The organism is Bradyrhizobium sp. C-145 (assembly GCF_023375135.1).
GTDB lineage: Bacteria > Pseudomonadota > Alphaproteobacteria > Rhizobiales > Xanthobacteraceae > Bradyrhizobium > Bradyrhizobium zhanjiangense.
In genome coordinates this window covers 992,104-1,015,492 of sequence record NZ_CP088150.1, presented here as the reverse complement: position 1 = coordinate 1,015,492, position 23,389 = coordinate 992,104, and the positions used below count along the sequence as shown (strand labels likewise).

At 65.0% G+C, this 23,389-nt stretch carries 22 protein-coding genes; 14 read left to right on the top strand and 8 right to left on the bottom strand.

What is annotated here, in order from left to right:
- Nucleotides 1-33 precede the first annotated feature (33 nt).
- Nucleotides 34-729 (bottom strand): PspA/IM30 family protein, encoded by a 696-nt coding sequence (locus LRP30_RS04760; protein ID WP_249759510.1) that lies wholly within the window; start codon nt 727-729, stop codon nt 34-36.
- Between the two features lie 101 nt (nt 730-830).
- On the opposite strand from LRP30_RS04760, the gene LRP30_RS04755 reads away from it, so the two are divergent.
- Nucleotides 831-1,439: a TetR/AcrR family transcriptional regulator gene (locus tag LRP30_RS04755; protein ID WP_128931323.1), complete on the top strand. Its 609-nt coding sequence runs from the start codon at nt 831-833 to the stop codon at nt 1,437-1,439.
- A gap of 114 nt (nt 1,440-1,553) precedes the next feature.
- A complete protein-coding gene (gene hydA / locus LRP30_RS04750) occupies nt 1,554-3,008 on the top strand; it encodes a dihydropyrimidinase (RefSeq protein ID WP_249759509.1) in 1,455 nt (484 codons plus the stop codon).
- 61 nt (nt 3,009-3,069) lie between these two features.
- Here the strand turns inward: hydA and LRP30_RS04745 are convergent, their stop codons facing one another.
- Nucleotides 3,070-4,446, bottom strand: a complete 1,377-nt coding sequence (locus LRP30_RS04745) for a glycoside hydrolase family 3 N-terminal domain-containing protein (protein WP_249759508.1) — start codon at nt 4,444-4,446, stop codon at nt 3,070-3,072.
- Nucleotides 4,447-4,635: 189 nt separating this feature from the next.
- Here LRP30_RS04745 and LRP30_RS04740 point away from each other — a divergent pair, with 189 nt between their 5' ends.
- Genes LRP30_RS04740 through LRP30_RS04730 form a run of 3 tightly spaced genes read left to right on the top strand, consistent with a single transcriptional unit; the run spans nt 4,636 to nt 8,439 of the window.
- Nucleotides 4,636-6,132 carry a DUF4173 domain-containing protein gene (locus LRP30_RS04740; protein WP_249759507.1) on the top strand — a complete coding sequence of 499 codons (1,497 nt, stop codon included), beginning with the start codon at nt 4,636-4,638 and terminating at the stop codon, nt 6,130-6,132.
- A 19-nt stretch (nt 6,133-6,151) separates the two neighbouring features.
- Complete coding sequence (locus tag LRP30_RS04735; protein WP_249759506.1) at nt 6,152-6,856, top strand: response regulator transcription factor; 705 nt, start codon at nt 6,152-6,154, stop codon at nt 6,854-6,856.
- The gene (locus tag LRP30_RS04730) at nt 6,853-8,439 is read left to right on the top strand and encodes an ATP-binding protein (RefSeq protein ID WP_249759505.1); all 1,587 of its coding nucleotides are present in this window, start codon (nt 6,853-6,855) and stop codon (nt 8,437-8,439) included. Before LRP30_RS04735 ends, LRP30_RS04730 begins: the two co-directional genes overlap by 4 nt.
- Here the strand turns inward: LRP30_RS04730 and LRP30_RS04725 are convergent.
- Nucleotides 8,436-8,576 (bottom strand): hypothetical protein, encoded by a 141-nt coding sequence (locus LRP30_RS04725; protein WP_164934688.1) that lies wholly within the window; start codon nt 8,574-8,576, stop codon nt 8,436-8,438. The two genes, LRP30_RS04730 and LRP30_RS04725, sit on opposite strands and share 4 nt — an antisense overlap.
- A 52-nt stretch (nt 8,577-8,628) precedes the next feature.
- Complete coding sequence (locus LRP30_RS04720; RefSeq protein ID WP_249759504.1) at nt 8,629-8,943, bottom strand: hypothetical protein; 315 nt, start codon at nt 8,941-8,943, stop codon at nt 8,629-8,631.
- A gap of 123 nt (nt 8,944-9,066) precedes the next feature.
- On the opposite strand from LRP30_RS04720, the gene LRP30_RS04715 reads away from it, so the two are divergent.
- The 3 genes from LRP30_RS04715 to LRP30_RS04705 all read left to right on the top strand — a co-directional run bounded on the left by LRP30_RS04715 (nt 9,067) and on the right by LRP30_RS04705 (nt 13,097).
- Nucleotides 9,067-9,996, top strand: a complete 930-nt coding sequence (locus LRP30_RS04715; RefSeq protein WP_128939987.1) for a carboxylesterase family protein — start codon at nt 9,067-9,069, stop codon at nt 9,994-9,996.
- 390 nt (nt 9,997-10,386) lie between these two features.
- The gene (locus LRP30_RS04710) at nt 10,387-11,610 is read left to right on the top strand and encodes an ABC transporter substrate-binding protein (protein WP_128947624.1); all 1,224 of its coding nucleotides are present in this window, start codon (nt 10,387-10,389) and stop codon (nt 11,608-11,610) included.
- Between the two features lie 395 nt (nt 11,611-12,005).
- Nucleotides 12,006-13,097, top strand: coding sequence for an enolase C-terminal domain-like protein (locus tag LRP30_RS04705; protein ID WP_249759502.1), 1,092 nt, complete (start codon nt 12,006-12,008; stop codon nt 13,095-13,097).
- 187 nt (nt 13,098-13,284) lie between these two features.
- Here the strand turns inward: LRP30_RS04705 and LRP30_RS04700 are convergent, their stop codons facing one another.
- Genes LRP30_RS04700 through LRP30_RS04690 form a run of 3 tightly spaced genes read right to left on the bottom strand, consistent with a single transcriptional unit; the run spans nt 13,285 to nt 15,695 of the window.
- Nucleotides 13,285-14,181 carry a U32 family peptidase gene (locus LRP30_RS04700; RefSeq protein WP_249761695.1) on the bottom strand — a complete coding sequence of 299 codons (897 nt, stop codon included), beginning with the start codon at nt 14,179-14,181 and terminating at the stop codon, nt 13,285-13,287.
- 54 nt (nt 14,182-14,235) lie between these two features.
- Nucleotides 14,236-15,162, bottom strand: a complete 927-nt coding sequence (locus tag LRP30_RS04695; RefSeq protein WP_249759501.1) for a peptidase U32 family protein — start codon at nt 15,160-15,162, stop codon at nt 14,236-14,238.
- Nucleotides 15,162-15,695: an SCP2 sterol-binding domain-containing protein gene (locus tag LRP30_RS04690; protein WP_249759500.1), complete on the bottom strand. Its 534-nt coding sequence runs from the start codon at nt 15,693-15,695 to the stop codon at nt 15,162-15,164. Before LRP30_RS04690 ends, LRP30_RS04695 begins: the two co-directional genes overlap by 1 nt.
- Before the next feature lie 99 nt (nt 15,696-15,794).
- Here LRP30_RS04690 and LRP30_RS04685 point away from each other — a divergent pair, with 99 nt between their 5' ends.
- Together LRP30_RS04685 and LRP30_RS04680 are read left to right on the top strand one after the other, a co-directional pair.
- Nucleotides 15,795-17,327 (top strand): UbiD family decarboxylase, encoded by a 1,533-nt coding sequence (locus LRP30_RS04685; RefSeq protein WP_249759499.1) that lies wholly within the window; start codon nt 15,795-15,797, stop codon nt 17,325-17,327.
- A complete protein-coding gene (locus LRP30_RS04680; protein ID WP_128939897.1) occupies nt 17,324-17,920 on the top strand; it encodes a UbiX family flavin prenyltransferase in 597 nt (198 codons plus the stop codon). Before LRP30_RS04685 ends, LRP30_RS04680 begins: the two co-directional genes overlap by 4 nt.
- Before the next feature lie 3 nt (nt 17,921-17,923).
- Here the strand turns inward: LRP30_RS04680 and LRP30_RS04675 are convergent, their stop codons facing one another.
- Nucleotides 17,924-19,351 carry a sulfatase-like hydrolase/transferase gene (locus LRP30_RS04675; RefSeq protein ID WP_245473393.1) on the bottom strand — a complete coding sequence of 476 codons (1,428 nt, stop codon included), beginning with the start codon at nt 19,349-19,351 and terminating at the stop codon, nt 17,924-17,926.
- Nucleotides 19,352-19,522: 171 nt separating this feature from the next.
- On the opposite strand from LRP30_RS04675, the gene LRP30_RS04670 reads away from it, so the two are divergent.
- Genes LRP30_RS04670 through LRP30_RS04655 form a run of 4 tightly spaced genes read left to right on the top strand, consistent with a single transcriptional unit; the run spans nt 19,523 to nt 23,386 of the window.
- Nucleotides 19,523-20,287: a FadR/GntR family transcriptional regulator gene (locus LRP30_RS04670; protein WP_249759498.1), complete on the top strand. Its 765-nt coding sequence runs from the start codon at nt 19,523-19,525 to the stop codon at nt 20,285-20,287.
- A 26-nt stretch (nt 20,288-20,313) separates the two neighbouring features.
- A complete protein-coding gene (locus LRP30_RS04665) occupies nt 20,314-21,669 on the top strand; it encodes an extracellular solute-binding protein (RefSeq protein ID WP_249759497.1) in 1,356 nt (451 codons plus the stop codon).
- The gene (locus LRP30_RS04660) at nt 21,666-22,562 is read left to right on the top strand and encodes a sugar ABC transporter permease (RefSeq protein ID WP_091892059.1); all 897 of its coding nucleotides are present in this window, start codon (nt 21,666-21,668) and stop codon (nt 22,560-22,562) included. The genes LRP30_RS04665 and LRP30_RS04660 overlap by 4 nt, the downstream gene beginning before the upstream one ends.
- A complete protein-coding gene (locus tag LRP30_RS04655) occupies nt 22,559-23,386 on the top strand; it encodes a carbohydrate ABC transporter permease (protein WP_249759496.1) in 828 nt (275 codons plus the stop codon). The genes LRP30_RS04660 and LRP30_RS04655 overlap by 4 nt, the downstream gene beginning before the upstream one ends.
- Nucleotides 23,387-23,389: the final 3 nt, after the last annotated feature.

Here is a 23,389-nt window from a genome sequence, read left to right as displayed (position 1 = left end):
ATGATGATTGGGTTCGAGGGATTGGATGTGAGATCAGGCAGTCGGCATGCGCTTGGACTTCAACCGCGCCAGCACATCGTCCGCTGTCGTCTTGAGCCGGGGGCCAAAGCCCTGTTCGGCTAGCCTCTCGGCGGTGGCGAGCGGACCGGTGGCCGCGTCGAGCTCGACCAGGGCATCGTCGGCGGCCTGGGCCTCCATCTGCCGCTCGCGCAGACGCCTCAACGTGCCCTCCGCCTCCGGCAGTGTGGATTCGTAGGGACGTGCAGCCTCGATGCTGCCGCGACGAAGCGAGCGCACCGCTTCCGAGGCACGGGCAATACGGCGGCCGCGGTCGAGCTCGGTGATGCGGGCCTGCGCGCTGGTGACGTGGTGCTTCAGCCGCGCGATCTCGGTCGCGAACAGCGCGCGCGCCGTCATTGCCGCATCGCGATCGGCCTCTAAGCCGGCGATGGCATCGGCGGCATCCTTGGCGAGATCCTCGCGGCCGCCGTCGAGCGCCGCAACGGCACGGGTCTCGAGGTCGGCGATGCGGGCATTCGTCGCTTCGAGCTTGCGGCCCTCCTGCTGGTCCTGCGCGATCGCCAGCGCCAGCGTGCGCTTGCTGCGCTCGACGGCCGCGGCCGCATCACGCATCTGCTGATCGAGGATCAGAAGAGCGGTCCGGTCTTCCAGCTCCTCGCCCGCAGCGGCCACGCTGCCGCGGAAAAGCGTCACTACGGTCTTGAACATTTGTTTCTCCCTGTTATGAGCATTGCTCACGGATGCTTTGTAGCACATCTTGAGCAATGCTCAAGATGTTTTTGAACGATGTTCACGAATCTGGTAAATAGATGTCTAAGACCATGGAACGTCGAGAGAAACTTCGAGCCGACCTGATCCTGGCAGCGGAGCGGATGATCGCTGAACGAGGATTGGCGGGCCTGAAGACCCGCGATCTTGCCCGCGAGATCGGCTGCGCCAATGGCGCGGTCTATAATCTCGTGGCCGACGTCGACGAATTGATCCTGCGTGTCGGCTCGCGCACGCTGCTTCGGCTCGACGAGGCGCTCAGCGCGGCGGAGAGCGCTGGCGAGCCCTCGCCACAAGAAGCCTTGGTTCGCATCGCCATCGCCTATTGCGATTTCGCCGCCGAAAATCTCCAGCTCTGGCGCGCGTTGTTCGAGCATCGTATGGAGGCCGACAAGATTGTCCCCGACTGGTCGATCCACGACCAGATGCAGCTGTTCCGCCACATCTACCAGCCGCTGGCCGCGCTACTTCCCAAGCGCGGTCCGGAGGAGTTGAGCATCACCGCGCGCAGCCTGTTCTCGGCGGTTCATGGCATGGTGGCGCTGGGGTTGGAACAGAAGTTGGTCGCCGTGCCGCTGCCGGCGCTGCGCAAGGAGATCGCAGGCCTCGTGCGCGCAATGCTGGATGGGCTGGTCGCCCACGCAAAGTAGAGACAGCGCGGCGAAACCATCGGCGGAGGCTGACTAAAATTTCGCCTGTCGCATCGCTGTCGCCGCGCCTAGCCTTCGCAGCAAGACGTCCCCTCACCTCTTCCGGAGCGCTCCATGCCCCTCCTCATCCGCGGCGGCACCGTCGTCAATCACGATCATCCGCGCCGCGCGGACGTGCTGATCGACGGCGAGATCATCGTCGCGATCGGGGCCTCGCTCGATGCGCCCACCGGCACTGAAGTGATCGACGCGGGCGGCGCCTATGTCATCCCTGGTGGCATCGACCCGCATACCCATCTCGAAATGCCGTTCATGGGCACCGTCACCGCCGATGATTTCGAATCGGGAACCAAGGCGGCGCTCGCCGGCGGCACCACCATGGTGGTGGATTTCTGCCTGCCCGATCCCGGTCAGTCGATGCTCGCCGCCTATCAGAATTGGCGCCGCAAATCCGAGAAGGCGGCCTCCGACTACGGTTTCCACATGGCCGTGACGTCGTGGTCGAAGCAGATCCATGACGAGATGGAGACCGTGGTCAAAACCTACGGCATCAACACATTCAAGCATTTCATGGCCTACAAGGGCGCGCTGATGGTGAACGACGACGAGCTCTACAACTCGTTCGCCCGTTGCGCTCATTTGGGCGCCATGCCCGTGGTCCATGCCGAGAATGGTGACGTCGTCGCCCTGATGCAGGAGGCGCTGATGGCGCGCGGCGTCACCGGCCCCGAAGGCCACGCCTATTCGCGGCCGCCGGAGGTCGAGGGCGAAGCCACCAACCGCGCCATCATGATCGCGGACATGACCGGCACGCCGGTCTACATCGTGCACACCAGCTGCCGCGAGGCACATGAGGCGATCGCGCGGGCACGCGCGGCCGGAAAGCGCGTCTATGGCGAACCACTGATCCAGCACCTATTGCTCGACGCGGATGAATATCAGAACAAGGACTGGGATCATTCCGCGCAGCGCGTGATGTCACCGCCGTTCCGCGACAGATCGCATCAGGACAGCCTGTGGGCCGGCCTGCAAGCCGGCTCGCTCCAGGTGGTCGCGACCGACCATTGCGCCTTCACCACCGCGCAGAAACGGTTCGGCCTCGGCGACTTCAGAAAGATCCCGAACGGCACCGGCGGCCTCGAAGACCGCCTCGCGCTGCTATGGACCGCAGGCGTCGCCACCGGGCGGCTGACCACGGAAGAATTCGTCGCGGTGACCTCGGCGAACATCGCCCGCATCCTCAACATCTACCCGCGGAAAGGTGCTGTCGCCGTCGGTTCGGATGCCGATATCGTGGTGTGGGATCCCAAGGCGACCAGGACCATCAGCGCCAAGCGGCAGATGAGCCGGATCGATTACAACGTGTTCGAGGGCTTTTCCTGCATCGGCGGGCCGGCGGTGACGCTGTCGCGCGGCCGCATCGCGTGGAAGGATGGAAGCTTGCGCGCCGAGGCCGGCGACGGCCGTTATGTCGAGCGGCCGCCATTTTCGCCGGTACATCTGGCCAATTCGACCTGGAAAAAGCTGACGGCCCCGCACGCGGTCGAACGCGGCGCGGTGACGCCGTAACACTTCTCGCCGCGCGAAGAGCTCAGCCATCTCGGTTGCCTGGCGCGGATGCACGCCGCGTTCAGCCGCCCCTGGCCATCGCGCGTGGGGCGGCACGCGCTATCTCAAGTGTACTTCTGGTGAGTAAGGCGGCTCGCGCCTGCTCGGTCGGGAAGCCTCTTTCCAACCGCGCCGCGCTCGCGCGCAGCATCGCCGCGTCGAGCTTGCCCCGACGCGATCCGTTCAGCGCGCAGGCGAAGACGCGGTAGAACTGCGCACCGTCATAGGCAACCAGCAGCAGATCGACGCCGGCATTGATCGCCTCGACCGCGGCCTTGCAGACGTCGTGCTGGTAGATCGCGCCCATGACGAGATCGTCAGTCATCACCACGCCCTGGTAGTTCCAGGTGTCGCGGATGATCCCTTCGACGACGCGTTTCGAATGCGAGGCGGCGCGATCGGGATCGACGGCGGTGAGCGTGACATGACCGACCATGAGCGCGCTGCGCGAATGCGACAGCACCTCGCGGAACGGGAGCCAATCCGTTGCTTCCAGCTCCTTCACCGGCGCATCGAGGTTGGCGCTGAAGTGATGGGTGTCAGTGCGCACGCGGCCGATGCCGGGAAAATGCTTCAGCGTGGCGCCGACGCCTGACTCTTCCAGCCCGCGCACATAGGCGCTCGCGATCGTGCTGACGACAGCGGGATCGGTCGCAATCGCGCGTTGGCCGATCAGCGTGTGGAAATCGAGGCGGTTGCGCCTCGTCGGCGGCTTCAGGTCGAGCACCGGCGCGAGATTGAGATTGACGCCGAGGCCCGCGAGCTCGCGGCCATGGATGCGGCCGAACTCTTGGGCTTTGGCCTGCTGGTCGTCGGGCGCGAGCCCGCTGAGCGTCGCCAGCGCAGGCACCTTCGTCAGCGGCGGCGCGAGGTGCCCGACGATGCCGCCCTCCTGGTCCGCGGCGACGACCAGCGGCGGCAGGCCGGCGGCGCGCCTGATATCCTGGAGCGCTGCGAGCTCGGCACGCAGCGCCTCGACCGTCCGTCCCCGGATGTTGTGCCGGGTGACATAGACGCCGCCGATCAGGCCCTCCTCGGCCAAGCGCGCAACCTCAGGATAGGAGGGATAGCCGACCATGAAGTGAGGCCCGAGTTGTCGCGCCTCAGCGGGGCTCGCGGCGAGGACATCATGCTTGCGCAGCTCGAACTTCAGATGCGCTGCAGACATAAGAACCGGCGGCAGGCACCAGAGCATGACGAGCAGCTTGCCCGCCGTGCTGCGCCAATGCTTTCTGCGCAGCAGGACGGTGACGATCATGATGCTTGCGACGGCAAGCGCGATGTTTCCGGCGCCGCGCAGTGGCAGCAGATAAGGATCGTTCTTGTTCGCTGCCGCGAACGCGACGACAGGCGCGGCAAGCCAGAGCAGGACGAGACCGATGCGGCGGAGCAATTGCATGATGCATCACGTGCGAGGAGTGGCGAATGCTCCGCACCTATCAAGGCGATTTGCGCTACGCGAGCGGCAAAAGCGCGCCTGCACGAAAACTGCAAAAGACTCCTGAAACCGTGCGGACGATGATCGCGGCTTCTGCACAAGCACCGTTCAGACTTCGTGATGCCACATATCACGAAAGGACTCTTAGACATGACGAGCCTGGCTTCGACGATCGCAGCGGATATCCAACCGATCAGGCATTCCTCGATTGCGGCCAAGCTTGGCTGCACGCTGGCACTGGCTGCGTTGGCGGACTGGCTGTTCTACGGCGAACGGATCGGGCTGTCGCTGACACTGTTTGCAATTGCGACGGTCTGCGTGTCGGTGCCCTTCAATCATGACTCGCTTGATTCGCGGCGCGCGACGATCGGCGCCGCCATTCTCGTCGCCGGCCTCGTGCCGGCCATCGAGGAGCTCAACACGCTGTCGTTCCTGATCCTCGTTGCGGCGCTGCTCATGGCTCTGCTGCTCGCGACCAATCCGGAAACGACCGAGTTCGCCGAGCGGACCCGCGCGCTACGCAACTTCGTCCTGCTCGGTCCCTTCAGGTTCTTCCTCGATGCGCCCCAGGTGTTCAACATGTCGGCGTTCACCCGCGGCGTCGCGCTGTGGCTGCTGCCGGCAGCGCTCGGCACCGTCTTCGTCGCGCTGTTCGCAGCAGCCAATCCGGTCATCGAGCAGTGGGTGTCCCTGCTCAATCCAAAGCTCATCCTCGAATATGTCAGCATCCCGCGCGTGCTGTTCTGGGCCTTGATGCTGGCGCTGGTCTGGCCGTTCATTCATGTGCGCTGGCGGCGCAAGACGATTGTCACCACGACCGTTGCCGATGGTCCCGTGCCGCCGCCGCTCCCGTCCCAAGTCTCGGCGGAATTTCTCGGTCCCTCCACCATCCTGCGCTCGCTGATCCTGTTCAACCTGCTGTTCGCGGCACAGTCCATTCTCGACGGCATCTATCTCTGGGGCCATGTGGCGCTGCCCGACAATTTGACCTATGCGTGGTACGCCCATCGCGGCGCATATCCGCTGATCATAACCGCGCTGCTCGCCGCCGCCTTCGTGCTGGTGGCGATGCGCCCGGGCGGGCCGGCCGAGAAATCGAAGGTGATCCGGCCGCTGGTCTATCTCTGGGTGGGCCAGAACGTGCTGCTCGTCGCCTCCTCCATCCTGCGCCTCGAGCTCTACGTGGACGTCTACACGCTGACTTACTGGCGCATCGCTGCCTTCATCTGGATGGGGCTGGTCGCGCTGGGACTGGTCCTGATCGTGACCCGCATCGCCCTCAACCGGTCCAACCAATGGCTCGTAGGCGTCAATCTGATCGCGCTCGCGATCGTGCTCTATGGTTGCTCGCTCGTGAACTTCGACGCCTTCATTGCCGACTACAATGTCACCCACAGCCGGGAAGCATCGGGCAAGGGCGTGCAGATCGACATCAACTATCTCCTGACGCTCGGGCCGCAGGCGCTGCCCGCCATCGACAAGGCCATCTTGCTGCGGTCTGGCACCCCCGAGAGCTGCCTTGTGTCGCGCCGCGACCGCCTTGTAGAACAGCAGCGCCGGGATCTGGCCTGGCGAAGCTGGGGCTTTCGCAACTGGAGGCTCCAGCGCAGGCTGGACGCCCAGGCGACGAATCAGCCGTCGGGTTGACGAGGCAGCGGAGAGGTTCTTGGCGCATCGCATTCTCATCGTCGACGACGAGGGTCATATCCGCGAGGTCATCCGTGTCGCCCTCAAGAAGGCCGGCATGGACGTGATCGAGGCGCGCGACGGCAAGGAGGCGCTCGCCCGCTTCGCCGCCGACAGGCCCGATCTGATCGTGCTCGACATCGGCATGCCGGAGTTCGACGGCCTCGACGTCTGCCGCGAGGTGCGCAAAAGCTCCGACGTGCCGATCCTGTTCCTGTCGGCGCGTGACGAGGAGATCGACCGCATCCTTGGTCTCGAGATCGGCGGCGACGACTACGTGACGAAGCCGTTCAGCCCGCGCGAGCTGGTGGCGCGGGTCAACGTCATCCTGCGCCGTCTCGGCCCGCGCAACGGTGAGATCAAGGCCGGTCCCACCGCGCTGGCGCAAGGCAATCTTCTGATCGATCCCGAGCAGCACCGGGCGTCCTTCGCCGGCACGCCGCTGAAACTGACGGCAATCGAGTTCGGCATTTTGCGCGCCTTCCTGACCCGCCCGACCTCCGTCTTCAACCGCGAGCAGCTGATGCGCGCCGCTTATCAGCTCAACATCCAGGTCTCCGACCGCACCATCGACAGCCACATCCGCAACATCCGCGCCAAGCTGGCGGCGCTGAATTGCGAGAACGTCATCGAGACCATCCACGGCGTCGGCTTTAAGCTCGGCCGCTGCGAGAAAGAGGCATGAGCGCGGCGCCCGACAAATGGCGGCCGTCGCTTGGGCTCGTCATCTTTACGGTGCTGACGACCGTCGCCGTGCTGCCGCTGGTTGGCCTGTTCTTCTTCCGCCTCTATGACAACCAGCTCATCCGCCAGACCCAGGCCGAGTTGATCGCGCAGAGCCGCGTGCTCGCGACGATCTATGCTCAGGAAGTCATTGCAAGGCTCGACAGCGGCCTGACGCTCGGCGCCGAGGTGCCGCCAGGCGTGCTGCCCGATCCCGGCGACCAGTTCACGCCGATCCGCCCCGCGCTCGACCTCACCGCCAATGATTTGTTGCGGCGCAGGCCGGATGCGCAGGCCGCAGCCCGGCCGGCAGAGCAGGCCTATGTCGAGATCGGCGCAAAACTGACGCCGATCATCCGCGAGACCCAGAAGGTGACGCTGGCGGGCTTTCGCATCCTCGATCCGCAGGGCGTGGTGATCGCCGGCCGACAGGAGGTCGGGCAGTCGCTCGCCCATATCGAGGAGGTCGCGGACGCGCTGCACGGGCAATACCGCGCCACCTTGCGTAACCGCGTGCCGGACAAGCCGCCGCCGCCGATCTATTCCTTCAGCCGCGGTCTCGGCGTGCACGTGTTCTCGGCGATGCCGGTCATCGTCAACAACCGCGTCGCCGGGGTGATCTACACCACGCGGACGCCGAGCAACATTTTTGACCATCTCAACCAGGAGCGGGCGAAGTTCGTGCTGGCGGGGCTCGCCGTGGTCCTCGGCACGATCGCGATCGGCCTCGTTTTCTCGCGCACCATCACGTTGCCGATGCGCGAGCTGATCGACCGCGCCGCCAGGATTGGCCGCGGCGACCGCGAGGCGTTCCGGCCGCTCCGGCATTACGGCACGCGCGAGTTCGCCCAGCTCTCGCACAGCTTCCTCGGCATGGCCGAGCAACTGGCGCGTCGCTCGGACTATATCGCAACGTTCTCGGCGCACCTCACCCATGAGCTGAAATCGCCCCTCACTTCCATCAAGGGTGCGGCCGAGCTCTTGCAGGATTCACTTCAGGGCAAATCAGGCAGTCTGACGCCGGCCGAGCAGACGACGTTCATCACCAACATCCTGTCCGACACCCAGCGGCTGGAGGCAATGGCGCAGCGGCTGCGTGAGCTCGCCCGCGCCGAAAGCCTGCCGCAGAACGAACGAACCGAGCTTGCTCCCGTGATTGCCGATCTCAAGAACCGGTTTCCGGAAAGCGCGATCTCGGCCAGTGGCAGCCTCGACCGCGCGATCGGCATGTCCGGCGAGAAGGCGCTGATCGTGCTGTCGCATCTTGCCGACAATGCGGTGCGGCACAGGGCGAGGACGATCAGGCTGGAGGCGACCTTCGAGCGCACGACCCTGCTGCTGACGGTGAGCAATGACGGCGAGCCGATCTCGGCGCCCAACCGCGACAGGATTTTTGACGCCTTCTTCACCACCCGCCGCGACCAGGGCGGCACCGGGATGGGGCTGGCGATCGCACGCGCGGTGATGGCGAGCCATGGCGGCTCAATCAGGCTCAAGCCGACCGACGAGGGCGCGGCCTTCGAACTCCAGTTTCCAGCTGCCTAGATGGCGAACACCCAGGCGGCGACGATGGCGGCGATGGTGACGAGACCGGCGATGGTCCAGCCGGCGGCATATTCCAGCTCAGGATGACCGGTCGCCCGCATGATCTCTGCCGGATCGGCGGTATGCTTCTCTGCCATGACAGCCTCGCACGTTACTTCCCGCGTCATATGTAAGTCGCACCAGTCGCCATTAGGTTCCATCACGGACGTGCGAGGAAATCTTATCGATGCCGCGGTCGAGCAGGGCTTGATCGGCCGCATCGCAGCATTGCCGCTTCAGCGCTTCCAGTTCGGCGCCTTTGAGGGCAATCGCCGAGCTGCCACCGGGCGGCGTCCGGCACGTGCTGTGCCGGCCGTCCAAAACAAAAACTGCGAAAACAACCCCATGCACAGTAGAAAGCCGTTTCCGGCGCGAGGCTGGATGGCGCCGGGCAACGCCTTGACGGATCGAGATAAAAAAGCCGCGCTGCGCAATCGTCCGGCCGGCTGCGAACTTGCGTTGCAAAAGCGGCCACGTGCCGACCAAAGGTGCCGTGAATTCGCCTCAAGGCCAGCTGACTAATGAGGCGAATTGAAAAGACAGGCCAAACCGGCGAGCCAATATGAGTCCCGCAAGGCCGGCATCACCATGAAGAATTATCTGGCATTTTTCTTAACTCTGACCATGACCACGGCCTCCGCGCACGGACCTTTGCCGGCCAGGCTGTCCCCGCCATCCGATCTCGTGCAAGTGGGCCTCACCGATTCCGACACGACCGCCGGCGGCACCGCGCGGCTGTGCGAGCAGGTCACCTTCTCGCGTGGCCTGCGCTACGGCGAGAGCGAAGCCAATGTGCTCGACGTCGCGACCAGCGCGACCAAGGCGGATACGCCGCGGCCGGTGCTGCTGTTCGTGGCCGGCGACACCTTCACCGGCGACCGCGCGGCGCCGGAGCTGGCCCGGCAGATCCAGGACCAGGCGATGTGCTTTGCCGCGCGCAACGACATGATCGGGGTGCGCGTGAACTATCGCCTGGCACCTTTGGCGCCCTGGCCCGCCGGCGCGAGCGACGTGGCGGCGGCCCTGTCCTGGGTTAACGGCAATATCGACCTGTTCAACGGCGATGCCCGCGAGATCGTCGCGGTCGGCTACGGCGCCGGCGCCTTCCATGTCGCGTCCCTGCTGGCGCATCCCGAGCTTCAGGCCGACCGCGCCGATGTCGCCGCCGTCGTCCTGGTGTCCGGCATCTACCGCGCGGGCAAGGACGCGAGCGACAGCGAGAAGGCCTATCTCGGCAGCGACGCCAGCCAATATAACAAGCGATCGGTCTTCCCCGGCATCCTCAATGTCGACGTGCCGATCCTGCTGGCCTGGGCCGCGGACGATTCCGCCGGCGTCGTCGCGCAAGGCGAGACCCTGAAGAAGACGCTCTGCGGCGCCGGCCATTGTCCGCGCAGCACGCTGCTGCGCAGCCGCGACGGCATCGCGAGCGCCTTTGGCCTGGACGGCTCCGGCGACAGCCTCGCCGAGCCGACCCTGCTGCTGGTGCATCAGCTCGAGGCGCGGGGGCTGCCGTAGGGGGGCTATAGAGCCGGGATCTCCTCACCTCTCCCGCTTGCGGGAGAGGTCGCGCCGAAGGCGCGGGTGAGGGCTTCCTCCTCGTTGGGAGTCTCTCTGTGGAGACACCCTCTCCCGCAAGCGGAAGAGGGGGCAGACCTTCCTCGCGGTCACAATGGGGCTCAATCCGGCAAGCCTGATCGGCCTCACGCCGGCTTGAGCGATGCCAGCGCGCTTTCCAGCAGCGAAAGGATTCGAGGCGCGTCAACACACCTGCCGTTTTGGCTCAATGCTCTGCAACATCAAACCCGGCGATCAAGCCATACGATCGCCAAACGCTTGACCTACATCAACCAGCCTTGGTGGGGATTGAGCCGGACCTTTTCGGGGGCCAACATCAAGGTGTCGAGCATGCGCGTCACCGGCAGGCTGCTGTTCGTTTTGATCGTCGCTTTGGCTTCGCTTGGGGCGATGTCCCTGCAACACGCGGAGCAAGCCACGACCGACAAGGAAATCCGCATCGGCAATGTCATGCCGTATTCGGGACCGCTCTCGGAGTTCGGCGCCATCGGCCAGGCGGAGGCCGCCTATTTCGACATGATCAACGCGCGTGGCGGCATCAACGGCCGCAAGGTCCGCTTCATCACGCGCGACGACAATTCCGATCCGGCGACTGCGCTGGAGCTGACGCGCAATCTGGTCGAGACCGAGGACGTGCACCTGATGTTCGGGTCGTTCGGCACGCCCGGCAATCTCGCCACGCGCTGGTATCTGAACGAGAAGAAGATCCCGCAGCTGTTCGTCGCCTCCGGCGACGAGGAGCTGAGCCAGCCAAGCGCGTTTCCCTGGACCATGGGCTGGCAGCCGCCGTTCCGGTCGGAGGGGCGCATCTACGCCAACTACATCCAGGCCTATTATCCCCGGAAGAAGATCGTGGTGCTCTGGCAGAATGACCAGTTCGGCCGCATGCTCTACAAGGGCATCCAGGAAGGCCTTGGCGACCTCAACCGTCATGTCCTCGTCGACATCGCCTTCGACATCGCCGACGAACATCTCGACGGACACGTCTCGATCCTCAAGCGCGCGGGCGCCGACATCTTCGTCTTTCTCGGCGTGCCGTCGACGGCATCCAAGGTGATCAAGCTGGCGGCCTCACTCAATTGGCATCCGGTCTTCATCGTGAACGATGCCTCCGCCTCGATCGCCAATGCGATGGCGCCCGCGGGCCTCGAGAACTCCGCCGGCGTGATCTCCGCGGCCTTTCTGAAGGATCCGAGCGATCCCGCATGGAAGGACGATGCCGCCATGAAGGACTGGTTCGCCTTCATGGACAAATACCATCAGGCCGAAAGCACCAACAGCAGCGCCGCGCTCTACGGTTACGCCGCGGCCGAAGCGCTGGCGCAGGTGCTGAAGCAATGCGGCGACGACTTCTCGCGTGACAACATCATGCGTCAGGCGGCTTCGCTTAAGGGTTATCACCCCTCCGTCGCGCTGCCCAACATCAGGATGAATACCTCGCCCAGCAACTATCTGCCGATCAAGCAGATGCGGCTCGTCCAGTTCGACGGCCGTTCCTGGCAGCCTTTTGGCGAGGTGATCGAGACCGCCTTCACCGAAGGCGCGGCGCGGTGAGACGCCTCAGAGCGCGTGTGAGCGCCGCGCGGGGTCACCTCTCCCGCTTGCTTGCGGGAGAGGTCAGCGCGAAGCGCCGGGTGAGGGCTCTTTCCGCTTGGGGATCGTCCCGTTGAGGAGGAGACACCCTCTCCTCAGCCCTCTCCCGCAAGCGGGAGAGGGAGCAGACCTTTCTCGCAACCACAACGAGGCTCAATCAGGCAACGCTGATCGACCTCACGCCGGCTTGAGCGATGCCAGCGCGCTTCCAGCAGCGAGCGGACTCGCGCTGGATTGCCGGACTTCACCCGCGGGGCGCAACCCCATTTCATGGTGGTCGCAACAGACGCCTTTTCGTTTGATCACGGATGCTTAAGATCGACGCCGACCTGCATCCGCTCCGCCGGGAGAGACCCATGACCGAGACCATCCGCATCAAGCGCTTCCGGGCGCGGCCCGTGATCGTGCCGATGAACCTGCCGCTCCAGACCTCGACCGGGGCGGTCGCCAAGGCGCCGCTGGTGCTGATCGACTGCGAGACCGACCAGGGCGTTCGCGGGCACGCCTATCTGTTCTCGATCACGCCGTCTGCCTTGAAGCCGCTGACCGCGATGGTCACCGAAATGTCGGAGCTCGTCGCCGGTGACGAGTTGCTGCCGTTCGAGATCGAGCGCAAGCTGGCCCAGCGTTTCACGCTGCTGGGCCTCGCCGGACTGCAACGGCTGGCGCAATCCGGCATCGACATGGCGGCATGGGACGCACTCGCTCGTGCACGCGGCCTGCCGCTGGCGCGCCTGCTCGGCGGCGCGCCAAAGCCGGTCAGGGCCTACAATTCGAAGGGGCTCGGCATCATGCCCGCGGGCGCCGCAGTCGAGGAAGCGCACAAGCTGCTGGCCGAGGGTTTTCGGGCGGCAAAGATCCGCGTCGGCCGACCCGATGCGCGGGAGGATCTCGCCGTCGTGCGCGCGGTGCGCAAGGCCGTCGGCGATCAGGTGACGCTGATGTGCGACTACAATCAGGCGCTGACGGTCGCGGAAGCCATCCGCCGCGGCGAGATGCTCGACGACGAGGGCCTCACCTGGATCGAGGAGCCGATCCGCCACGACGATTATGAGGGCAGCGCCCGTATTGCGGACGCGCTGCACACGCCGGTGCAGATCGGCGAGAATTTCGACAGCGCATTCTCGATGCAGGCGGCACTCTCCGCGGAAGCCTGCGACTACGTGATGCCTGATGTCCAGCGCATCGGCGGCGTCACCGGCTGGCTGCGTGCCGCGGCGCTGGCGCATGCCGCCGGCATCGAGATGTCGACGCACCTGTTCTCTGAAGTGAGCGCGCATCTGCTCTGCGTGACGCCGACCGCGCATTGGCTGGAATATGTCGACTGGGCCGACGCGGTGCTGTCGACGCGGCTAAAGATCAAGGATGGCTTTGCGCTGCCGAGCGAGGAGCCCGGCAACGGGATTGCGTGGGACGAGGCGGCGGTCGCCAAATATCTGGTCAGCTAATGGCGCCGACCGCCAGCGCCGCCGTCGTCCTGGCGAAGGCCAGGACCCATTACCCCGGGAAGTAGTTTGGCGAAGACCGGCTGCTCGGTACTGCGAGCGCTCACAATCGAGGGATCACGCGGTATGGGTCCTGGCCTTCGCCAGGACGACCCGGGGGAGATGATGTGCGCGCAACTATTCATCGTCGTCATTGCGAGGAGCACGCGAAGGAAAAGCCGGGCTTGCCGCGAAGAAAGCCGTTGGCAAAGGCGACGCCCGGGTAAAGATCGGACAAGCGGCGGCTTGCGCTTTCGGCTGAGTTGCGTCCGTCGAGCACATCGCGAAAGGTTCTGGCAACACCCACCATGTCGCAATCCTGCGGCGACAGGCGCAGCGAGCCGATCCCAGCCTCGCGCAATGCAGCAACGTCTCCAACGAGATTGGTGCAGGCATGCGACAGGGTCTGGACGCCGTTGATCGTGAGGAACTCCTGCTGGTCCAGCGTCTTCAACGCGAGCCCGTCCGGGTCCTTTTCGCAGACGAAGCGGCAATTGTCCTTGGACAGCTTGTGAAGCCGCGCATGGTAACAACGGGCGGAGATCGCCAGCGGCACCCGGCCGAAGGCAAAAATCTCGATCACGGCCTGGGGCACTGCTGCGGCAATCACCGCCGCTGACGAGATCGGCAATTCCGGCGGCAGGCAGATGCGCGCTGCGCCTTGCCGGACGTGAAAGGCCGCGCTGGTCTCGTTGTAGATGTTGACGTAGGGACCGATCGCATGCGGCCGGCCCTTGATCGAGCGGAGGCAGGTCAGATCGTTCACCTCGACCAATGCGCTGTCAGCCGCACAGAGCTCCTCGGTCTGACGCCGTTCGCGCCGCAGCGACACCAGGATCAGCGAACCCAGCAGGACCTGCTTGCCGGCACGCTGGAGCCGTTCGATCACGTCAGGCAGGTGCTCCGCGAAGAACGGCGAGCGTTTCGAGCAGACGACCTCGCCTACGGACACGACATCGACCGGCGCCTCGTCGGCAATCCGGAAGTAGAAATCGCGCCAGCGGTCCGGCGCCCAATTGTAGAGGACGGGGCCGAGACTCAACTGCATCGGGGCTTCTCTCATTGATGGCCAGCCGCCATCGGTTGCAATCATCGCCATTAATCATCGCCATGTCTTGCGATAGGCGCCGAGCGTAGAGGCCTGGCCTTCAGTGAAGGGCCGCAGGCTCACGATGTCCGCTTCGCGCCCCTGCTCGATTGTATCGAGTGCGCGGCGGAAATGACGGACCACGCTCTCGATATAGGCCCGTCCGCGCTGACGCCCCTCGATCTTCAGGGCGGCAACGCCGGCGCTTCGCAGTCCCCCGAGCAGCGTCGTGGCATCGAGGCTGACCGGGTCCTCGAAGACGTAGCCGTCGCCATGCGCGGTGGAAAACCGCCCCTTGCAGAGGGTCGGATAGCCCGCGGCCTCCTGCGGGGCGAAGCGGTTGATGGTGAAGCCGCCAAGCCGGGACGTCGTTCCCAGCGCGGTCTCCTCATAGGCCACGTGGCTCGCCGGCGAGCAGACGCCCTGCATGTTCGGCGATTTGCCGGTCGCATAGGACGACAGCGAGCAGCGCCCCTCGGCCATCACGCAAAGGCCGCCGAACACGAATACTTCGGTCTCGCACGTCGTCTCGCGGGTGATTTCGGCGATCTCCGCAACGCTGAGCACGCGTGGCAACACGACGCGGCGCGCCCCGAACATCTCGACAAGGCGCTGACCCGGATGACGCTTGGCGACGTAGTCCATGAGCCCGATATCGGCGACGATCAGCGCGTCGGCTCCGGCATCGACGGCATCGTCCACGGCGCGCTGCCAGAGCGTCACGGACGACGCCCGCGGAAAGGTATTGATGGCGACGAGGATGCGCGCGCCGCGTCCATGGGCGAACGCGATTCCGTTGCGCAGCTCGTCGCGGCTGAAGTTCAGCCCCGGAAAATTGCGCGCATTGGTCTCGTCGTTGAAGCCACAATAGACGGCGTCCGCGCCGGCATCGATGGCGCTGCGCAGCGCGGCCGGCGTGCCGGCGGGACAGATCAGCTCCATCACCTCTGCTCCTGCGGCGGGCCGGTCAGCCTGTCCCGCGCGGCCTCGAACGAGCGCCTCACCGGCTCGCCCAACGGACCGAACAGGGAAGCCAGCTCCGCGGCGAGATCGAGCCGCGCATCGTCGATCGCATTGCGCAAGGACAGCACAGCCTCCATGTCGCCTTCGATTCCGAGCTGACGCGAAAACATCAGCGCGTCGCCATCGACCCTGCCCTCGACCAGGGCAAGCAGGTTTGCGAGCGAGGCGGAGACATAGGCTTCCAGGTTTTGCGGCAGCTCGCGCACCACCGACAGAAGCGGCGGCGCGGCCTCGACGATGAAGGCGAACGGCAGATCGACCGGCTTGATCCCGAACCGTGCGCGGCGATGTGGTCCGAGCCGGTCGAGCAGTCCGGGATTGCGCCTCAATATCCGCGACAGGAAACCACCAAGCGCGAATTGCAGCGGCAGCAGCGGCAAGGGACGTATTGCCAGAGCGAGAAGCGGCGGGATTGTCGGCAACGAACCGGACGCGACGGACGAATGACTCATTCCGTCATCTGAGCCGATTGCGCGCAAATGTATTTGAGCGGGAACAATGAAGATCGAAATCACGCCGGCTAGCTTCTGCTTTTTCAGGAGACCGTTCGCTTGCAACGTGACGTTCCGCGCTTCGGCGAACTAGCCGACTTCCTGCACTTCCTCGAAAGCAAGGGACAGCTGCGACGCATTCGCGAACCGGTTTCCGTGGTCCATGAGATCACCGAGATCCACCGGCGCGTGATCGGCGAACACGGTCCTGCACTATTGTTCGAACGCCCGGTCAGGGCCGACGGCCTTCCCTCCGAGATGCCGCTGCTGACCAATCTGTTCGGCACGGTGGAGCGAACCGCGTGGGGCATGGGCATCACGCCGGACCGGCTGGAAGAGCTCGGCGTCTTGCTGGCCGAGTTGCGCGCACCGCGTCCTCCGCACGGCGTCCGGGATGCCTGGCGCAAGCTGCCGCTGGCGCGCGCCGCGCTTGCCACGCGGCCACGATCGCGCCCTGCGGCGGCGGTGCAGGATCGCGTGGCGATGGGCGAGGACATCGATCTAACAAAACTGCCGGCGCAGATCTGCTGGCCGGGCGAGCCCGCACCCTTGATCACCTGGCCGCTGGTCATCACCGCGCCGCCGGAGTCGCCCGTCGCGGACCAGGAAGAGAATGTCGGCGTCTACCGCATGCAGATCCTCGGTCGCGACCGCTCGATCATCCGCTGGCTCGCTCATCGCGGCGGCGCCCGGCATCACCAGCAATGGAAGGCACGCGGGCGCGACATGCCGGTCGCGATCGTCATTGGAGCCGACCCCGCGACGATCCTCGCCGCCGTGCTGCCGCTGCCGGAGACGATGTCCGAGCTGCGCTTCGCAGGTCTCCTGCGCGGCGAGCGGCCCGAGCTGACGCCGTGCCTGACGATTCCTCTCGCGGTCCCCTCCGCGGCCGAGATCGTCATCGAGGGCCTCGTCTCGGCAACCGAGACGGCCGCCGAGGGCCCCTATGGCGATCACACCGGCTACTACAATTCGGTCGAGGCCTTTCCCGTGCTTCGGGTCACCGCCATCACGTCGCGCCGACAGCCGATCTATCTCTCGACCTTCACCGGCCGCCCGCCGGACGAGCCGTCCCGGATCGGCGAAGCATTGAACCGGCTGTTCGTGCCGCTGATCCGGCAGCAATTCCCCGAGGTGACCGACTGCTGGCTGCCGCCCGAGGCCTGCTCCTACCGGGTCGCGATCGCTTCCATCAGGAAGCGCTATCCCGGCCAAGCGCGACGGCTGATGCTCGGCTTGTGGTCGATGCTGCCGCAGTTCAGCTACACCAAGCTGTTGATCGTGGTCGACGACGATATCGACATCCGCGACTGGCGCGCCGTGATGTGGGCGGTCGCGACCCGCAGCGACAGCTCGCGCGACCTCGTCACGCTCTCGGATACGCCGATCGACTATCTCGACTTCGCCTCGCCGAAATCCGGCCTCGGCGGCAAGCTCGGAATCGATGCCACCACCAAGATTCCGCCCGAGACGGAGCGGGCCTGGGGCGAGCCCCTGATGATGGATCCAGCCGTGATCGCCAGGGTCGACAGGATGTGGCCGGCGCTCGGCCTCGGCGCAATGGCTGGACCTAAACAGCGCGAGACCGCATGAGCGCGCGGCATGGCGTGGTCGTCGGCGTCAGCGGCGCCTCGGGCGCGGCCATCGGCATGCGCATCGTCGAGCGGCTGGCGGAGAATCCGCTTTGCGCGGTGCATCTCGTAATCTCACCGGCGGCCGAGCGCACGCTCACCGAGGAAGCCGGTGCCGGCGCGCTGCCCCGGCTGCGCGCCCTCGCCTTCCGCGACCATGATCCTGCCGACATCGGCGCCAGCATCGCCAGCGGCTCGTTTCCGGTCAGCGGCATGATCGTGGCGCCGTGCTCGATCCGCACGCTGTCGGCCATCGCCTGGGGACATCTAGACAATCTCCTCGTGCGTGCGGCCGACGTGCAGCTCAAGGAGCGGCGGCGTCTGGTGCTCCTGGTCCGAGAAAGCCCGCTGCATCTCGGACATCTCCGCGCGATGCTCCAAGCGACCGAGATCGGCGCAATCATTGCGCCACCGCTGCCCGCCTTCTACCTGAAGCCGCAGTCGGTGGCCGACATCGTCGACCAGATCGCCTGCCGCGCGATCAACCTGCTGGGCCTGCCCGACGTCTCGGCGCCGGCGTTGAGATGGCACGGCCGTGACGCCGACGATTCATAGGCATCAGCGCGCGGCCGCGTTCAGATCCATCGTCTCCAGCAGGCTGTTCTGCCGCCAGTCGATGAAGGCGTCCTTCAGACGGCTGATGATTCCGGCGTGCTCCGGCATGCCGAAGAGATTGTGCCGTTCGAGCGGATCGGTCGCGAGATCGAACAGCTGCCCGTCCTCGGCGCCGTGAATGAACACGACCTTCCACCTGTCGTCACGCACCATGGTGATCAGCCTTGCGCCGGTCATGGCGACGTCGCCGGCCTGCTCGCTGAACACGAAGCCACGGCCGGCCCATTTTTCGCCCTTCAGGGCTGGAAGCAGGCTGCGGGCCTGGAACGGCTTCGGATGCTGTGCGCCGGCGAGATCCAGAATGGTCGGGGCGAGATCGAACAGCTGGCACTTCCCGGCAATGCGGCGCCCGCCGGTGAACCGTCCCGGTGACCAGACCAGCAGCGGGATGCGGGTGACGGGCTCGTACATCGACCATTTCTGACTGAGGCCGTGCTCGCCGAGATTGTCGCCGTGGTCCGACATGAAGATGACGACGCAATTGTCGAGATAGCCCCTGTCTTCCAGCGTTTGCAGGAGACGGCCGATCTGCTCGTCGATCATGGTGACGTTGGCATAATAATGCGCGCGCAGGCGCCGCATCTGGTCGTGCGTCGGCGCGAGCTTCCATGACACCGCGTCATGATCGACTTCGGTATCGTGGCGGCGCTTCTCCTTCAGATAGGCCGGCAGCCCCTCGATCTCGGCCTCGGTCGGCTGCGGCACCGGAAGGTCGTTGCGCGCGAGGTAATGTTCCAGATAGTCCGGCAGCGGATCATAGGGCGGGTGCGGTCCGGGCAGGCCGATCTGCATGAACAGCGCCTCGGGCTTGGGTCGGGTCTCGAGCCACCACATCGCGGTCTCCGCGACGAAGATATCCGGATGCAGCGATTTCGGCATCTCCCAGGTGAAAGCGCCCATGCGGTCGCCATAGTCCGGCAGGCTGCGGTAGCCGGCGCGCGACGGCTTTGTCAGCTTGTGGGCGGCAAAGGCCTTGTCGAGTTCGTCGGCGAACCAACGGCCCTCGAAGAAGCGATCCTTGTTCTCGACGACGAAACGCTCGTGGAAGCCGGCCTTCGCATCGTAGGGGATCGTGTGCATCTTGCCGACATTGACGCAGTGATAGCCAGCCTCCGCCAGATTGGTGACCCACGTCTTCTGCCAGTGCTGCCCGTTCTTCAGCACGCCCGAGGCGTGCGGATAGAGGCCGGAGAACAGCGCCGCGCGCGAGGGAACGCAGCTCGGCGCGTTGATGAAGCAATTGTCGAAATAGACGCCCTCACGCACCAGCCGATCGAGATTCGGCGTCTTCATATAGGGATGGCCTGTCGCCGCGATCGTGTCGAAGCGTTGCTGATCGGTCATGACCAGGACGATGTGGGGCTTTGTCACGATGGTTTTGTCCTGCGCGGCATTGATCTGGGAGGAGATATGTCTGACATAATAATTCTTGTCAAACCTGCCGCCATGAGATTATCTTGCGTGTGACGGCCGGAATTCTTCCGCCGCGTCGTCAGCATCTGCAATAAATCAGACATTTGACTTCACGGAACCGGGTTCACCGTGGCCAAGACCGACAGCAGCGATAATCCGCAGGCGAGCGCCCAGGTGGCCCGCGAGGTGGCACGACTGATCCTGACCGGGGTGTGGCGCGAGGGCACGATCTTGCCGCGCGAGGTCGAACTGGCCTCGCGCTTCCGCGTCAGCCGCGCCTCGATCCGCGAATCGCTATCGCTGTTGAAGGCGAAGGGATTGATCGCCTCGAAACAGAAGGCCGGCACGCATGTCCGCGCGCGCTTCGACTGGAACATGCTCGACGAGGAGCTGCTGAACTGGACGCTGTCGGCGCTGCCGACGCAGGAGTTCGCCAAGCAGATCATGGAGGTCCGCCGCATCATCGAGCCCGAGGCCTGCGCGATCTGCGCGATGCGCGGCACGGACGAGGATTTTGCCCGGATCGAACGCGCCTATCGCGGCATGGACGCGGCCGGCATGGACCGGCTCGCCTATGCCGAGCCCGACTTGCAGTTTCACCGCGGCATCCTGATCGCCACGGGCAACGACTTTCTGATCGCCTTCGGCGCGACGGTCGCGGCAGCCTTGCGGATGTCGTTCAACCTGTCGACGACGAATCCGGGCGCACCGCGGAAAAGCCTGCCCTATCATCGCGCGGTGCTTGACGAGATCTGGGCGCGCAATCCGGACGGCGCGCGCGAGGCCATGCACAAGCTCATGGATCTCACCGAACAGAACATCGTCTCGGCCCTGTCGCGCCAGCGAAAGAAGGACGCCGAGGACGAGAACGCCCGCACCAGACGGGCGCGTTGAATCCGGCAAACAATAATTGGGAGGACATGATGAAGAACGCATCGCGCGGAAGTTCGCTCACCCGCCGTAAACTCTTGCAGGCCAGCGCCGCGACCGCGGCGCTTACGGCATTTCCCGCGCCGCTGATCGCGCAGACGAAACCGTTTGCCGGCGTCACGCTGCACGGCGCCTCGTTCCAGCACCGCTTCTTCACGCTGCTGCAGAAATACATCCCCGAGTTCGAGGACAGAACAGGGATGAAGGTCGATCTCCAGCTCTCGGCCTTCCCGGTCTACAATCAACAGGCCAATCTCGAACTGTCCTCCGGCGGCTCGGCCTATGATTTCGTCAACGTCACCTTCATCCTGGCCGCACGCTGGGTCGCGGCGGGATTGCTGGCCAATCTCGACGAGTTCACCGGCGATGCCAATCTGACCCCGGCCGAATGGAATCCCAAGGACTTCGTCGAAGGCGCGCAGGTGCCCTACCGCGACGCCAAGGGCGCGACCTACGGTTATTCCTGGGAAGGCGGCGCGATGCTGATGGGGCTGTCGCGCATGGATCTGATGGAGAAGAAGGGGCTGAAGATCCCGAAGACGTTCGCCGAGCTCCAGCAGGTCTGCGCCGAAATCAACGGCACCGACGGTGTCAGCGGCATCACCTCGTTCCAGCTGCATCACTGGAATCTGCCGCCCTACATCCAGGGCTTCGGCGGCAACATCTTCCGCAAGCCGCCCTCCGACATCATGCCGGCGTTGAACACGCCCGAGACCATCCAGGGCATCGAGTTCTATGCGAGCCTCCTGAAGAGCGCGCCGAAGGGCGTGCTGACCTACACCGAAGACCAGGCGCGGCAGTCGGTGCTCACGGGACGCGCCAACATCTTCATCCATTCCAGCGCCTGGGTGACGCCGATCCTGCTGTCCGAGGAGAGCAAGGTGAAGGAGACAGCGCGCGTGGTGCGGATGCCCGCGGGACCCGTGCATGACCACCCCGCCTCCAACAGCCAGGGGCTCGGCATTCCCAAGAACGCCAAGAACAAGAAGGCGGCGTGGGAATTCATCAAATGGGCGCTCTCCCCCGACATCTCGATGCGGCTCGTCAAGGAGCACGGCCATTCCTCGGTCTGCCGGCGCTCCATCATCACCAGCGAAGCTTATCGCAAGCTCAACACCGTCAACGGCCAGGATCTCGGCGCGCTCTATCTGGAAGTGCTGGAGCTGCCGGCCAAGGGCGAGAACTACATGGCCTATCGTACCGTCAAAGAGTTCCCGATCGTCGGCGACGTGCTCAACAAGGCGTTCGAGCAGGTCGCAACCGGCCAGCTGCCCGCGAAGGACGCGATGAACGCCGCGCAGGACCAGGCGATCGCCGCGCTCCGCCGTGCCGGGACGCAGCTTTGAGCGAGAGTGGAATTGACGCGGAGCGCCGCAGCTTCATCGCCTGCGCGCTCACGCCGAGCCTGATCGTGCTGTTTGCGGTCGCCGTGCTTCCGGCGATCTATCTCGTCGTGACCAGCCTGACGCCGTTCCAGTTGACGGCGCCGGGCTCAGCGACGGATTTCAGCGTGCCGCTGCGCAATTACGGCCTGCTGCCCGGCGATCCCCGCTTCGTCAATTCACTCTGGGTGCAGGCAAAACTGTCGTGCTGGGGTGTGCTGTTCCAGGTCCTGCTCGGCATGCTGCTCGCGCTGCTCCTCAACGTGCCGTCGCGCTTCGTCGAGTTTGCCCGCACCTTCTTCCTGATCCCGATGGTGCTGCCGCCGATCGTCGTCGCGGTGATCTGGAAGCTGATCTACACGCCCGACATCAGCCCGCTTTATTACGCCGCGCAGCTCCTCAATTTCACCATGCCGGCGCTGACCTCCAGCGTCGATTTCGCGCTGACCGCCATCATCATCGCCGACACCTGGGAATGGCTGCCCTTCACCTTCCTGATGGTGCTGGCGGCGCTCCAGACCATTCCCGACGAATATTCGGAGGCCGCCCTGGTCGACGGCGCCAGCAAGCTTCAGATCTTCTGGTACGTCACCCTGCCCTTCATCACGCCGATCCTCGTCATCTCCGGCATGTTCCGCCTGATCGACAGCGTGAAGGCGTTTCCGTTGATCTTCCTGCTGACCAGCGGCGGTCCGGGCACGGTCACGGAAGTCACGAACTACTATGCGTATCTCCTTGCCTTCGACACCAACGAGATCGGCTATTCCAGCGCGGTCACGGTCGTGATGCTGCTGCTCGTCGCGGGCATCAGCCTTGCCCTGGTCTGGATGGGGCGCCGGCGGGAGGCGATGGCATGAGCCACCATTCCGGACGCCGCGCGACGCCTGGGCGGCTGGTCGCGATCACCATGACGCTGCTCGTCCTGCTCTCACCGTTTCTGTGGCTGCTGCAGATGAGCTTCAAGTCCAACGACCAGATCCTGCAATTCCCGCCGCCGCTGATCTTCACGCCGACGCTGGAAAACTACATCTCGCTCTGGCACAGCGCGTTCTCGGCCTCCTTCGTCAACAGCCTCTTGAGCGCCTCGCTCTCGACCGCGCTCGCACTGCTGTTCGGCGTGCCTGCGGCCTACGCGCTGTCGCGCTGGACCGGGCGCGGCAAGCATGCGCTCTCCTTTGCGATCCTGGTGACGCGCATGGCGCCGCCGATCGCTTTCACGATCCCGTTCTTCCTGTTCTACCGCTGGATCGGGCTGCTCGACACCGTCACCGGCCTGGTGCTGGTCTACACCAGCTTCAACCTCCCGCTGGTGATCTGGATGATGCAGCCGTTCTTCGACACCATACCGGTTTCGCTGGAGGAAGCCGCCCTCGTCGATGGCGCGCGGACGCGCACGGTGTTCACAAAAATCGTGCTGCCGATGGTGACGCCCGGCATCGCCGCGACCGCGATCCTCTGCTTCCTCTACGCCTGGAACGATTTCTTCTTCGCCCTGATCCTCACCCGGACCAATGCACGCACCGCGCCGGTCGCCGTCGTCAATTTCATGAACTACGAGGGCTGGGAATGGGGCAAGATCGCCGCCGGCGGCTCGCTGGTGATGGCGCCGGTGCTGATCTTCTCGCTCGCGGTGCGCCGTTATCTCGTCTCCGGGCTGACCGCCGGCGCGGTCAAGGGATGATGC